Origin of the sequence: Streptomyces sp. RLB3-17 (genome assembly GCF_007113425.2) — a bacterium.
Taxonomy (GTDB): Bacteria; Actinomycetota; Actinomycetes; order Streptomycetales; family Streptomycetaceae; genus Streptomyces; species Streptomyces mirabilis_D.
Map to the genome: position 1 here is coordinate 8,896,123 of NZ_CP041610.2, position 13,595 is coordinate 8,909,717.

11 protein-coding genes and 1 pseudogene are annotated in these 13,595 nt (G+C 68.2%); 5 read left to right on the top strand and 7 right to left on the bottom strand.

Annotated elements, in window-relative coordinates; all coding sequences use genetic code 11:
- The first annotated feature begins 60 nt into the window (after positions 1-60).
- Positions 61-969 carry a helix-turn-helix domain-containing protein gene (locus tag FNV62_RS39950; RefSeq protein ID WP_144315913.1) on the top strand — a complete coding sequence of 303 codons (909 nt, stop codon included), beginning with the start codon at positions 61-63 and terminating at the stop codon, positions 967-969.
- A gap of 222 nt (positions 970-1,191) precedes the next feature.
- On the opposite strand, the gene FNV62_RS39955 is transcribed toward FNV62_RS39950, so the two are convergent.
- Entirely contained in the window at positions 1,192-1,590 is a 399-nt protein-coding gene (locus tag FNV62_RS39955) for a DDE-type integrase/transposase/recombinase (RefSeq protein ID WP_205523182.1), read from the bottom strand.
- Positions 1,591-1,829: 239 nt separating this feature from the next.
- On the opposite strand from FNV62_RS39955, the gene FNV62_RS39965 reads away from it, so the two are divergent.
- Positions 1,830-2,704, top strand: a protein-coding gene (locus tag FNV62_RS39965; protein ID WP_225900536.1) for an IS5 family transposase whose coding sequence is annotated in 2 segments (ribosomal slippage) — positions 1,830-2,223 and positions 2,223-2,704 — 876 coding nt in all. Because the reading frame shifts where the segments join, the coding sequence is not laid out codon by codon here.
- Positions 2,705-2,807: 103 nt separating this feature from the next.
- Here the strand turns inward: FNV62_RS39965 and FNV62_RS39970 are convergent.
- Positions 2,808-3,509 carry a TetR/AcrR family transcriptional regulator gene (locus FNV62_RS39970; RefSeq protein ID WP_225900904.1) on the bottom strand — a complete coding sequence of 234 codons (702 nt, stop codon included), beginning with the start codon at positions 3,507-3,509 and terminating at the stop codon, positions 2,808-2,810.
- A 129-nt stretch (positions 3,510-3,638) separates the two neighbouring features.
- Here FNV62_RS39970 and FNV62_RS39975 point away from each other — a divergent pair, with 129 nt between their 5' ends.
- The gene (locus tag FNV62_RS39975) at positions 3,639-4,991 is read left to right on the top strand and encodes a serine hydrolase domain-containing protein (protein WP_144315916.1); all 1,353 of its coding nucleotides are present in this window, start codon (positions 3,639-3,641) and stop codon (positions 4,989-4,991) included.
- A 979-nt stretch (positions 4,992-5,970) separates the two neighbouring features.
- Here the strand turns inward: FNV62_RS39975 and FNV62_RS56105 are convergent.
- From FNV62_RS56105 to FNV62_RS39990, 3 genes and pseudogenes are all read right to left on the bottom strand, one after another.
- Positions 5,971-6,276 (bottom strand): annotated as a pseudogene (locus FNV62_RS56105) (DNA cytosine methyltransferase); the annotation flags it as partial.
- Positions 6,277-6,511: 235 nt separating this feature from the next.
- Positions 6,512-6,676: a hypothetical protein gene (locus FNV62_RS39985; protein WP_144315917.1), complete on the bottom strand. Its 165-nt coding sequence runs from the start codon at positions 6,674-6,676 to the stop codon at positions 6,512-6,514.
- 387 nt (positions 6,677-7,063) lie between these two features.
- Positions 7,064-8,749 carry a ribonuclease J gene (locus FNV62_RS39990; RefSeq protein ID WP_143609688.1) on the bottom strand — a complete coding sequence of 562 codons (1,686 nt, stop codon included), beginning with the start codon at positions 8,747-8,749 and terminating at the stop codon, positions 7,064-7,066.
- Positions 8,750-9,431: 682 nt separating this feature from the next.
- On the opposite strand from FNV62_RS39990, the gene FNV62_RS39995 reads away from it, so the two are divergent.
- A complete protein-coding gene (locus tag FNV62_RS39995; RefSeq protein WP_144315918.1) occupies positions 9,432-9,635 on the top strand; it encodes a cold-shock protein in 204 nt (67 codons plus the stop codon).
- 914 nt (positions 9,636-10,549) lie between these two features.
- Here the strand turns inward: FNV62_RS39995 and FNV62_RS40000 are convergent.
- Positions 10,550-11,212 carry a DUF6292 family protein gene (locus tag FNV62_RS40000; protein ID WP_143609690.1) on the bottom strand — a complete coding sequence of 221 codons (663 nt, stop codon included), beginning with the start codon at positions 11,210-11,212 and terminating at the stop codon, positions 10,550-10,552.
- A 1,097-nt stretch (positions 11,213-12,309) separates the two neighbouring features.
- Here FNV62_RS40000 and FNV62_RS40005 point away from each other — a divergent pair.
- Entirely contained in the window at positions 12,310-12,648 is a 339-nt protein-coding gene (locus tag FNV62_RS40005) for a MerR family transcriptional regulator (protein WP_143609691.1), read from the top strand.
- A 291-nt stretch (positions 12,649-12,939) separates the two neighbouring features.
- Here FNV62_RS40005 and FNV62_RS40010 read toward each other — a convergent pair whose 3' ends face one another.
- Positions 12,940-13,272, bottom strand: coding sequence for a DUF2267 domain-containing protein (locus tag FNV62_RS40010; RefSeq protein ID WP_225900538.1), 333 nt, complete (start codon positions 13,270-13,272; stop codon positions 12,940-12,942).
- Positions 13,273-13,595 lie beyond the last annotated feature (323 nt).

Below are 13,595 nucleotides of genomic sequence, written 5' to 3' on the forward strand. Positions count from 1 at the left end.
TTTATAGGGGGGACAAGCTCAACCCCCTCCCTCAGCGGCTCGCGCCGTAGCGTTGAGGGCATGGAACGCCTCCCCGACCGCCGCGCCGACATCCGTGACTTCCTCGCCACCCGGCGCGCGAAGATCACCCCGGAGCAGGTCGGGCTGCCCACCGGCGGCCGACGCCGGGTTCCGGGGCTGCGGCGCGAGGAGGTCGCCGTCCTCGCCGGCGTGAGCACCGAGTGGTACACGCGTCTGGAGAAGGGCCACATCAACGGAGTGTCCGAAGACGTCCTCGACGCGGTCGCCGGTGCGCTGCAGCTGGACGACGACGAACGCACCTACCTGTTCGACCTGGCCCGGGCAGCCCAGCCGTCCAGCCGCACCCCCCGCCGCCGCAAGGCCGTCGACGTGCCGCCCCGCGTCCAGTGGCTGCTCGACTCCATGACACTGTCCGCGGCCCTCGTCACCAACGGCCGCCTCGACATCGTCGCCGCCAACGCACTGGCCCGCGCCCTGTTCGCGCCACTGTTCGACAGCGAGACCACCGATGCTCGAGGCCGGCCGAACTTCGCCCGGTACTGGTTCCTCGACCGCGGGGCACCCGACTTCGTCGCCGACTGGGACGGCGCCCTTGGCGCCACCGTCGCCCTGCTGCGTGCCGAGGCGGGGCGCTACCCGCACGACAAAGCGCTGCGCGAACTGATCGGTGAACTGTGCACGATGAGCGCCGAGTTCCGCACTCTTTGGGCCGACCACGACGTGCGCATCCACCACGGTGGGGTCAAACAGTTCCAGCACCCTGACGCCGGGCCTCTCGAACTCGTCTACCAGCCTCTGGACCTGCCCATTTCTCCACGCGAGGTCCACTCGCTGACCATCTACACGGCCGAGCCAGGCACCCCTGACGAGGACCGGCTCAAGCTCCTCGCAAGCTGGGCAGCGACCAAGTCCAAGGAGATAAGCCCTACCGGTGACCGGGACTCTTGAACCCCGGACGTCGCCTAGAACTTCACAGCAGCGAAGCCGATGTGAGCGGGCAGACAAGACACCCAGGGCCATCAGCTCAGCAGCGGCCGGTGCTGAGCTGATGGCGGCCGGTGGCTGACGAGGCGCGCTGCTAGGAGACTGTCCATGAGAGGGCTGCATCAGTTCCGGTGTGGACGCTACGGGCGACGTTGCTGGGGATCTCCTCCTCGCGCACGGCGTGTTTCATGGCCGCGCTGTCGCCTGTCTCTCCGACCCTTCCTGTCGATCCGGCCATCCCGTGGCCGTCGAGCATCCGGACGAAGGTCCGTGGCCGGAACTGGGCGGCCCGCGATCGGTATGCAGAATGCACCCGGCGACCTTCTCACGTCGGGCAACGGCGTTGTCCAGGGCCGTCACGGCGAGGCCGGACTTCATCCGCGCGTCGATGTAGTAACCGACGATCCTCCTGCGGAAGACGTCCTTGATCGCATAGAGATACAACTTCCCTTTCCCGGTGGCGTGTTCGGTGATGTCGGCGAGCCACAGGCGGTTCGGGCCATCTGCGGTGAAGTCACGGCGGACCATGTCGTCGTGTACCGGCGGACCGGCCTTTTTGGTCCTGCCGCGTCTTTTCCCGAACACGCTCCACCAGCGGTTGTCCCGGCAGATCCGCCACGCGGTCCGGTGGCCATGACCGACCTCGCGTCGCGGGCTTCATCGGCCAGGAAGCGGTAGCGGAACTCCGGATCCTCACGATGGGCGTCGAACAACACGTTCGCGCGGTAAGCCTCCTTTAGTACGGCATCGGTCACCGGCCGGTCGAGCCAGCGGTATTAGGGCGTGTTGTGAAAGTGGATCACCATCGTGGATGATCACTGTCCGTGGGGCGTGGTGATCTGACGAACGGCCAGTGGGCACGGCTGAAGCCGTTGCTGCCGCATGGCAAGAAGCCGGGCCGGCCACCGACGTGGACGCGTAGGCAGTTGATCGACGGCATAAGGTGGCGGACCCGGACTGGTGCGCCGTGGCGGGACGTGCCCGAGCGGTACGGGCCCTGGGACCGGGTCTACGACTTGTTCCGACGCTGGCAACGGGACGGTAGCTGGAAGCGGATCTTCGTGCAGTTGCAGGCCGAGGCCGATGTGAAGGGCTTGATCACGTGGGATGTAAGCGTGGACTCCACGGTCGCCCGGGCTCACCAGCACGCTGCCGGCGCGCGTAAAAAGGGGCACTGCAGAAGGAGCCTCCCGGAGGAGTCTTCACCGAGCCCGACGACCACGGCCTCGGGCGGTCGCGCGGCGGGCTGACCACCAAGCTGCACCTGGCCGTGGAGCAGGGCCAAAAGCCGATGTCGCTGCTGATCACCGCCGGGCAGCGGCACGACAGCCCGCAGTTCCTGCCGGTCCTGGAGGGCATCCGGGTGCCCCGCATCGGCCCGGGCCGCCCACGGACCAAGCCGGACAGGGTCCGCGCGGACAAGGCGTACGGCTCCCGCGCGAACCGGGCCTACCTTCGCAGACGTGGGATCGGCTGCACGATCCCGGAGAAGGCCGACCAGGTCCGCAACCGCAAGAAACTCGGGACGCGCGGCGGCCGCCCGCCCAAGTTCGACAAGGACGACTACAAGGAGCGCCACGCGGTGGAGTGCGGGATCAACCGGCTCAAGCGCCACCGGGCCGTGGCCACGAGATACGAGAAACTCGCGGTCCGCTACGAAGCGACGGTGCTGGTCGCGGCCATCAACGAATGGCTGTGACCATCACGCCTACGACTGGCACGACGGCTTCGAATCGGTCAGCGACTTGAACAGGTGCACCGTTCCGATGCCGTTGAGCGAGTCGGGTGTACCGGTTAACTGCTCAAATCGCGCCGAGTCGCGCTTCCAGCCCGTCGAGGACGGCCTGGAGGCCGAACTGGAAAGTGTTGTCGGGCGCGGCGCCGTAGTCGGCGCCGTGGGTGTCCAAGCGGGCGTGCAGTCGGGGGAACTGTGCGGCGATCTGGCGGGCTTCGGTCATGGTGTCGCGGATGATCTGCTCGCCGTCACTGCCATCGCGGCCAAGTTTGCGGGTGAGTGAGGCGGCCGCGGCTGGGCCGAGGGCATTGCCGAGCACGAAGGTGAAGACGGCGGCCGCAGCCTGGTCGACCGCGGCGCCGGTGAATCCGGCGGCCTCATAGATGGCGAGGAGGTGGTCGTCGTGGCGGGCCTTGCCGGAGCCGGACATCAGGAAGGAGCCGAATGCCTGCAGCAGCCACGGGTGGCGGGTGAGCATCGCGTACAGGTCGGTGGCCATGGCAGTGGCGGCCGTGCGCCAGTCGACCAGGTCCGGGTCGGGCAGCGTGATCTCGTGCCACACCTGGTCGCCGGCGAGGACGATGAGGTTGTCCTTGCTGCCCACATGCCAGTAGACCGCGGTGGCCGCCGAGCCCAGCCGCTTGCCCAGCGCCCGCATGTTCAGGCCCTCCAGACCGTCGGCGTCCAGCAGGGCGATAGCGGCGGTGACGATCTGTTCGCGGGTCAGCGTGTCGCGGGGCATGGAGTCACGATAGCCGTCGACTTGCACGTCGTTCAAGAAGGCTCTTGCACTGTGTTCAAGTTGTCGTTAGCGTTCACTTGAACATCGTGCAAGTCGCCGCGGTGCCCGTTGGACACCTCGTCGTCGTGCGACGAATCTGAGCGAGAGGGAATTGAGATGTCACGCGATGCGCTGGCGGAGTTCATCGAGGCGAAGGCCAAGGAGTTCGACATCCCGGGTGTCGCGGTGGGGGTGTGGGTGGAGGGACGGGAGCTGTTCGCCTGTCACGGCGTGACGAGCATCGACAACCCGCTGCCCGTCGACCGGGACACGCTGTTCGTGCTGGGCTCGGTCACCAAGACCTACACGGCGACCGCGATCATGCGCCTGGTCGAGACCGGCCGGGTTGATCTGGACGCGCCGGTACGCCGTTACGTCCCCGAACTCCGGCTCCCCGACGAGGACGCGGCAGCGCGGATCACCATCCTGAACCTGCTCAACCACACCGCCGGGCTGGACACCCGGATGGTCTTCGACAGCGGAGACGGAGACGACGCGCTGGCCGGCGAGGTGGCCAAGATGGCCGAGGTGGCACTGATCGGTCCGGTCGGCGGGCGTGCCTCCTACAGCCAGCTCGGCTACAACCTGCTCGGCCGGGTCATCGAGCACGTCACCGGCCAGACCTACGAGGCCGCCGTCGCCTCACTCGTCCTGGAGCAGGCCGGCCTGACCAACAGCGTCTTCACCGCAGGACAGGCCATCACCCGCCGGTTCGCCGTGGGCCACAACCTCAGCGAGGGGACGCTCAAGGTCGCGAGGACATGGAAGGACACGCGCGGCAACAACCCGGGCGGCGGCCTGGCGTCCTCGGTGTCCGACCAGCTCCGCTGGGCCCGGTTCCACCTCGGCGGCGGTGACCTGGCGCGTCGGATGCAGGAGCCGACGGCCGAGCTGCACGGCTCCACGCTCGGTGACGCCGTCGGCATCGCCTGGTTCCTGCGCGACGTGGACGGTGTGCGCACCGCCGGGCACGGCGGATCGGCCAATGGCCAGTTCGCCGACCTGCTGCTGGTTCCGGAGCGGGACTTCGCCATCGTGGCTGTGTCCAACGCCGGGCCCGACAGTGGTCTGGAGTTCAACCAGGCCGTAGTCCGCTGGGCGCTCGAGCACTACCTCGGCGTGGTCGAGCGCGACCTCGAGCCGCTCCCGTACGACCCCGAGCGCGCCCAAGAGATCGCCGGGCACTACGAGAACGAATTCATGACACTGATCATCGACACCGACGGTGACACGATGACGGTCGAATGCCGGATCAAGCCGGAGATCCGCGCAGCGTCCGAGACGGAACTGCCGCCGGACATGCCGCCGGTCGGGCTCGGCCTGCTGCCCGGAAACGGGGACGAGTACATCGTCACCGGCGGCGGCCTGATCGGCCAGCGTGGCTTCCTCACCCGCGACGCCAACGGCGCCATCATCGGGGCGGACCTGGCCGGACGGCTCTTTAACCGAGTTCCGACAACCGCCGAGTGACACCTGACATCCGCCGGAGAGCATCGCGGGCGAGGCCGGTGACAGCCTCCGCCCGCCCCGTGCACGCCACCCGCTCCTCATCCGCTGCACGGTCCCGCAGAAGAAGGACCAGATCCGCAACCGCAAGAAGCTCGGCTCCCGCGGCGGTCGGCCACCGGGCTTCGACAAGACCGACTACCGCGAGCGCCACGCGGTCGAGTGCGGCATCAACCGCCTCCAACGCCACTGTGCTGTGGCCACCCGATATGAAACTCGCGGTCCGCTACGAAGCGACCATGTTGGTCGCGGCCGTCAATGAGTGGCTCTGGTCCGGGCCCACGACTGCTCACCCATCACACCCGGATGGCGCGTGATCAACCACAAGCAAGATCCACTTTCACAACAGGCCCTAGGGCCGTCTGGCGTGCTGGGGTTCCCGGCACGTGATCGTGACGGGAACCCCGTCCACGGCCGGCTCCCTCACGAGCGGGTAGAGCTTTTCCTGGCAGATGCGCTTGCGACAGGTAGTCGCGGTCCGGCACAGGACCTCGTTCTCCTGCTTCAGCAGCTTGATCCGCTGATGCGCGGTCCGTAGTTCCGCGTTTTTGTTGACGAGCAGATCTGCAGCAGCTCACGCGTCAGACCGCGCGTCTGGGCCCGATTCAACAAGTCAGGGGCCTGCCGTTCGTTGTGGCGTCCTCACGATTCTGACCGTCTGACGTGGCCCGGTACCGGCAACGCGACACGTCATCGGACCGGAAGGGATCAGGCATGTCCACTTCAGTCGGACCCAGTGCGCCGTCTTCTGTTCCGAAGCCCCGCCGTCGCCGCCCTGCGGGGGAAGTGGTGTTAGGAGTGGACACGCACCGTGATGCCCATGTGGCTTCGGTGCTCTCCTTGACGGGGGCGGTGCTGGCCACCAGTGAGTTCCCGGCCAGCGCGACTGGATATCGGGATCTGCTGAAGTGGGCCAGGAGGTCGGGAACGGTGGCGCCCGGCGAGCGAGATCGGAGACTGCCTGGCAGACGAGCGGCTGGTCGACCAGGCCAAGACGCTTGTCCGCCATCGACCACGCCTGGCGCGGCGGAAAGGCGGTCAGCCCGGGAATCCAACCGGAGCAAATCCATACGGGATAGCGGGCGACATCGGTCTGGATCGTCTGCTGAATGACTCGAGCCCTGGTTTTGCAGGCCCAGCTGTCCCACTCCAGACCGGTGTCCCGGGCCTCAGGGACGATGAGGGCGTGGCTCCAGCCGCCGGGACCGGCGAATAGATCATGATCCGCCTCACGAGGCTGGCTCGGAATTCTCCTGCACCGGCTCGGCTTCGCCACGGCAGGCCCAGGGAAAGCTGCCGTCGACTACCCCGTTCTCCACCTCCTCCACAGCGGTTCGGGCGTCCAGTTGTCATAGCCGACCCGGCCCTACGGGAACGATTGTCCAGCCTGGGCAACCGCGAGCTGTTCCGCACCCGCGCGCGCCTCAGCCTGCCCGACGGGAACGGCGAGGGCGATGAGGACACCGTGGCGCAGGCCACCCACATCACCCTGAGCCTGCTGGCCCAGCGCATCGAGCGGCCTGGGCGAGGCGGCCGATGACCGCCGCCCGGCCGGTGGCGGTCACCCACACCACCACGTCCACGGCCCGCTCGGCCAGAGCGGTGCGCGCGTAGTCGGCGGCGAGCTGGGACTTGCCCACTCCGCCCATCCCGACCAGCGCACGGCAACGGCGCCGCGGCCGCGGAGGACCGTCCTACCCCCGCTGGGTGGGCGTGGACGCATCCGAGCTGGGGATTTATGACTTCGCCTCACGCGCCGTGAAACGGTATCGCAGCGAGCTGCGGGACCTGACCGGGTGGCACGAGTGTACGAAGGCCGACCTGGTCAAGCTCGTCTCGCATCTGGTGGACGTGATCTGGCACGACGAACGCCGCGAGGAGCAGGTGCGGGCCGAGTGCGCTTATCCGTTTTCCTTTCTGTCGCGCGGTCGGTGCCCGAGGTCGGTGTCTGGAACGCCGCTCTGCGTAGGTGTGGACGCCGGCGGGGAACCGTCCCTGCTGCCGGCAGGGCAGGAGTGGGGACGGGCGTCCGCTGGTCAGGCGTCGATGATGATGGGGATGATGAGGGGCCTGCGGCGGTGGGTCCGGAAGGCCCAGTTCGCCACGGCACGGGCGATGAGCTGTTCCAGCTGGTGTGCGTCGCCGACGCCTTCCTGGGCTGCGGTCGCCAGAGTCTTTTCGATGACGGGGATGACCGGTTCGAAGGTGGTGTCGTCGTGGACGAACCCGCGGGCCAGGAAGTCGGGTGTCTCGGCGAGGGCGCCCGTGTCGGCGTCGACGATCGCCACCACGGTGACCACGCCTTCCTGCGCGAGGGTGACGCGGTCCTTCAGGGACGCCTCGGTGGCGCCGCCGACCTCCATGCCGTCCACGTAGACGTTGCCCGCGGGCACCTTGCCGGTGATCGACGCACGCCCGTCCACGAGGTCGACGACCACGCCGTCCTCGGCGATGACCACCCGCTCGGGATCGACCCCCGTACGGATGGCCAGGTCGGCGTTGGCCCGCAGGTGGCGCCATTCGCCGTGCACGGGCATGACATTGCGGGGCTTGACGATGTTGTAGCAGTACACGAGTTCACCGGCGCTGGCGTGCCCGGAGACGTGCACCTTGGCGTTGCCCTTGTGGACGACATGGGCGCCCCACCGGGTCAGCCCGTTGATCACCCGGTAGATGGCGTTCTCGTTGCCGGGGATCAGCGAGCTGGCGAGCAGGACGGTGTCGCCCTCGCCGATGCGGATCACGTGGTCGCGGTTGGCCATCCGGGACAGAGCCGCCATCGGCTCGCCCTGGGATCCGGTGCACACCAGGGTGATCTTGTGGTCGGGGAGCTTCTCCAATTCCTTGGTACTCACGACGAGGCCGCTGGGCACCTTCAGGTAACCGAGGTCGCGGGCGATGCCCATGTTGCGGACCATGGAGCGGCCTACGAAGGCGACCTTGCGGCCGTGCTGGTGCGCGGCGTCCAGGACTTGCTGGATGCGGTGCACATGGCTGGCGAAACTGGAGACGATCACCCGGCGCGGGGCGGTGCGCATCACCTGCTCGATCGCCGGGTTCAGTTCGCGCTCGGAGGTGGTGAAGCCAGGGACCTCGGCGTTGGTGGAGTCGGTGAGGAAGAGGTCGACGCCTTCCTCGCCGAGGCGGGCGAAGGCGCGCAGGTCGGTGATGCGGTCGTCCAGCGGGAACTGGTCCATCTTGAAGTCACCCGTGTGCAGCACCATCCCGGCACCGGTGCGGATCGCGACGGCGAGACTGTCCGGGATGGAGTGGTTGACCGCGACGAACTCGCAGTCGAAGGGTCCGAAGCCGCGCCGGTCGCCTTCGCGGACCCGGACCGTGCGCGGCCTGATGCCGTGCTCTTTGAGCTTGGCCTCCAGGAACGCCAAGGTCAGCTTCGAGCCCACGACAGGGATGTCGGAGCGCTCGCGCAGCAGATACGGCACGCCACCGATGTGGTCCTCGTGGCCGTGGGTGAGCACCACGGCCACGATGTCGTCCAGGCGATCACGGAGCGAGGTGAAGTCCGGCAGGATCACGTCCACGCCGGGCTGGGTCTCTTCGGGGAACAGCACGCCGCAATCGACGACGAGCAGCTTGCCGACATGCTCGAAGACGGTCATGTTGCGGCCGATCTCACCCAGACCGCCCAGGGCGACGACCCTCAGCCCTCCTTCAGGCAGGGGAGGGGCGGCTTGCAGTTCGGGATGCGGATGACTCATATTCTGACGTTACCGGAGAGTCTGCCGAGGTGATCCACTGGCTACCCGACCAGCCGGTGCATCACGGCGCGGCCGCGGCGGTCGGCGCGTGGAGCGGGGCTGCGCCCGCGCCGGCAGCGACGACGAACTGCCCTGCTGGATGCCGTCATCGCTGCCACCAACGACCTGTCCGGCGAAGCGGCCGTGGCCGTGGCCAGGTCTTACGCCGGGTGCGCGCTGCCTGACACTCTCGGACGTTGATCGGCGAGCATCGGCGTCTTCCGCCAGGCGGCCCGCCGACAGCGTCGACCGCCTCACCGAGGCCCCGTCGGTTGGGGGTTCATCCGCGGCACCTGACGGCAGCCCTGGTGAAGAGGCTCCCGGAGCCGTAAGCGACCGGCATGCCGCGTAGTGCCCGGATGCCGCCATGAGAACACCCGCGCCCCCCGCGGCCTGAGGTGGGCGTGCCCGCCGGTGTCCCGGGCCGCGCATCCGCGCGTGTCTGAGGCGTGCCGCGGGCTCGGTTCCTCTGGTGACGGGGGTGTGGGCGTGTAGCGTCTGCGTCAGCTGTCGTGGTTCGGAAGTGCCCTTTGTCCACGCCTTTGGTGTGGGCGTTTTGCTGTGCTGTGCCGCAGGAACCAGGGCGATCACCTCCGCCTTCCACATGGAGTGGGAGGCGTTCATCGACTGGAAGGCATGAGACATGGCTACGGGAACTGTGAAGTGGTTCAACGCCGAGAAGGGCTTCGGCTTCATCGCCCAGGACGGCGGCGGCCCGGATGTCTTCGCCCACTATTCCGCGATCAACTCCTCGGGCTTCCGTGAGCTTCAGGAGGGCCACATCGTGACGTTCGACGTCACCCAGGGCCAGAAGGGCCCGCAGGCCGAGAACGTCAACCTGGCCTGACCTTCCCCACCCCCCGCCCGCGCTCGGCGTGCACGGCTGCCCCATGCGGCCGTACCGCCCGACCCGAACAACGGACGCCTGGACTTCTCCGGCGCGTCGGCGGGATCTGAGATGCACGGATCAGGGCCGCGCAGCGGCTGTGCGGCCCTGATCCGTGTGGAGAGCGGCGTACCGCGAGGATGGGGCTGGCGCGGGGCAGCGTGCCACGCGTAGAAGCTCATCGTCCCGCACTGCGGGGTGCCTCCAGTTGAGCTAGTTGGGGTGTGCGGTCAGCGGGGTGGGTGTTCCCTTCCAGGTGAAGCTGGCGCAAGGTGCTTTCTGTCTCGTGTCTGAGGTGTTCGGGAGAAGCCAGACGCTGCCACAGCGGGTCGGGGCGGCAGGGGACGGTGGCGCCGCGTGCGGCCCATTCCGCGGCGAGCTGTGTGTATACGGGTGTGCCCTGGTCCGGGGCTTCTGCTGGGGTCTGGCCACGGGCGTGCGAGGGGTGCCTTCGGCGCGTTTGTTCAGGAAGACGGGCGTCGGCTCTGCGTTTGCCGCTGCCTGCCTGTGCGCCGGGGCTGGAGGTCGTCCAATGATCATCCGTCACGTTCGTCAAAACGATTCGTCCGCCCTCTTGGACACCGTTTCTGGTCCGCTGCGACGACCTCGGCCAGCGTCCTCCCTCAGCGAGGTGCGACACCGTTGGGCTGCCCGGCCGTAAACCGGTTGGTCCGTCTGGTCGTTGGGCCGTCTGGAATGAACTCCCACCCCGGCGTGTTTCCCCGAGCGCCCGCGGGGCGGGGCCTCGCGGACCTGGCACCTGACCCCGCTCCGCCCGCGCCGTCACGCTGAGCGGGATTGCGTGGAGCGGGAAGCTGCCGGGGCGGCGCAGTGAGCGGCAGGGCGGCACGTTCTGCCGCTGCGCTCCGCCTCTGTCAAGGCGTTTGTCGGCGGTGGTTCGCTTCCTGGAGGGCACCCTTGTGTGTCTCCGCGGCTTCGGGGGGCCGGCCCGCGCGGGCGCCGAGGTCGGCCGCCAGCAGCCTGTTGAGGGCGCTGGGGTTGCTGCTTTCGGCGTACTCGAGCAGGTGCAACAGGGCTGTGAGCTCACCCTGGCGGAGGTACAGGTGGGTCAGGGGGTCGGCGGCGCGGGAGACCAGTGCCCGCCGCACGCGGTTCTCGTAGGCGCGTCTGTGCAGGTCGGCGAAACGGATCTGGGGTTCCTCGAACAGGCAGGGCTGGCCGGGAAGGTAGGGGGCCAGGCTGTCCAGCAGCATGGGGAAGTCCTGGCCCTCCTGACGGTAGGACGGCTGTTCGCTGCTGCCGGATTTGGCCGGGTCGAGACGGAAAGCGTCGACGAAGGCCGCGATGAGCCGGGGCTCGGGAAGCAGGCCGGACCCGGGCCAGCGGACACCGGACAGGTACCGGTCTTCCTTGTCTGCGGTGTAGAGACACCAGCCGGACGTGGCCGCCCAGTGGAGCCCGCAGTCGCCCCCGCCATGCTGATCCTGGAATGCCTGCGTGAACGAGATGGCGGCCTCGACATCGAGGTACGCGCCGTCCGTGTCGCGCCAGGGACCGCAACTCTGAATGCCGGTCACCGGCAGATCCGTTTCCAGGAGGCACTCGGCGACGGCAACGGCATAGTGGCCCGCCCGCCTCGAAAGCTCAGCTGACATCTGGGGACTCGGTTCGCTGGCCACGGAACTCTCTCTCCGCTGTCGGGATGGGACGGTGACGTCGCCGTAGATCCTGCCGGGCCGGATTGGCGTCCGGCGCAGTGGGCGGCGCGCGGCAGCCCGTCCCGCCTCGCGTCCATGGGGTACGGCGGCTGGTGAGGGTAGCGACCTGAACTCGGCGCGGCTGGCACTGCTCCCTGGGTTGCGCCTCGGCGGCGCCGGGGGAGCGGCCGTGTCGTTCGAGCTCGATTACCTTCTCACGGGCCATGCGGAAATCTATGGTGGCCAGAGTAGACATTGGGTGGTGGCTTGGTTATGGTTTCTCTCGTAGCCAGGAAGACAGCAGGGCCCGGCAGACACGAACTGCCAGGTAGCAGTATGTAGTTGCAGTGCGCAGGACGGTGCGGTGGTGGAGTTTCGAAGCCAGGGTTGTTGCAGGACGGCGACGGGACTGACGACCGGACCGGGTGGCCCGCAGTGATCAGGGGCCGCCGTGAGCAGGACCGCGTTTGACGCGGTGGCAGTACCTGTAAGGGCAGTTCGTGGTACCCAGCAGTGAAGTCAGTGAGCAGTACCTCGGTGAAGGCGTCGGCTGCGGGCGCGCGCGCCGGGAGGTTCGGCAGTGGGGTTCCAAGCCACAGCACAGTAGTCGCAGGACGGGCGACGGGGCTGGCTGCCGAAGAGTGGCGCTGTGACAGGCCACTGCGCGGTTCGCATCACCAGCAGTACGCAGTTCCCGTTTGGTAAGTGATTGATCCCAGAGGGATAGAACGGAGGGGCCGAGCGCCATCAGGATCGCCCGGGCGGAAGTCTTGAACCCGGGTACCGCAGGACATCGATAGTGAGGTGGTCTCCGGTCACGCATTCGCGATCCTCGCATTCCCCGTCCTCTCCCGGGCGGGCGTGCGGACACAGAAGGCCGGCGCAGTATCAGGGCCGGTAGATGGTGTAGAAGTTCCTTCGGGGCCCTGGTGCCGTACGGCACCAGGGCCCCTCGACGCGCTCCATAGAGAGGTGCAATGACAGCAGACGATTCGTTCGGCCGTCTCGATGACGACGACTACCCCGCCTACACGATGGGCCGGGCCGCCGAGTTGCTCGGCACCACCCAGGGCTTCCTGCGCGCCATCGGCGAAGCCCGCCTCATCACCCCGCTGCGCTCCGAGGGCGGACACCGCCGCTACTCCCGCTACCAGCTGCGCATTGCCTCTCGCGCGCGGGAGCTCGTCGACCAGGGGACCCCCATCGAGGCGGCCTGCCGCATCATCATCCTCGAAGACCAGCTCGAAGAAGCACAGCGCATCAACGCCGAACACCGCCGCGCCGCCGCATCAGCGAACCCGACGGCCGCAGCCTGACGCGCTGTGGACCAGCCACTCCGTCTTCCGGTCCGGTACTCAGCTCGGCCTCGACGGCAGGCCGTTTCAACCCCTGATCCGCTGCGCTCTTGTGCTGGCTGGCGTCATCGGGGGAGGGAAGGTGAGGGGGTCAGGATGCCCCGGCGCCTTCACGCGGCCGTCAGCTGCATGACGGCATTGGCCGGGCAGGCAACAGCAGCCCGACGGCAGGGCTCCGGTGATGACGTCAGCGGAGCCTCTTCCCGTTCCTACCGCGCCCTCAGTCATCACAGATGCCCCTGTGCGAACGGTTCACGGAGATGACCGTGCGCGCGATGCCCGGTCCTGTCCGAAGCTGTCAGGCGGCCGGGACGAGTTCGGCGCGGCCGAACAGAGCTGGTTGAGGATGCGGTCCAGGAGGGCGGTTCCGACAAGGTGGCAGATGACGGCGAGGACGGCTCCGGTGTCCCAGCGGGCCACTGCGGGAGTGGTACCTGTGCAGGTGGCGAGGTCCTTGACGAAGCCGGTGAGCGGTTGAGGGTCGGGGATCTGGCTGGTGAAGGCGAGGGCGGCCTCAGTGGGCAGGCGGGCGGCGAGGTCGACGCGTTCGTCGCCGGTGAGCTGGTGGCCCAGGGCCCTCAGCACGGCGCGTGTGACGTCCTCGGCGCGCTCCCAGGTGAAACACGAGGCGGCGCACGGTCCGTTACACGGTCGGCTGGAAGATCACGCCCGAGGACGAGTCGGCGATCGCGAGGCTTCCCGAAAGCGCCTGGGAGACCTCGCTGAAGCAGGACGGCGACCTCCAAGCGGGCTGCCAGATCGCGGAGTTGACCTACCTGAACACCCGCGACGGCTGGCCGGAGGGCATGCGGCTGATCGTCCGCCGCGTGCGTTGAAGGCGATCTTTCGGGCGGCCGCACACGTCATAGCGCCCTGGCGGCCACGGTAGCGGCTGACGACTCCGCTCC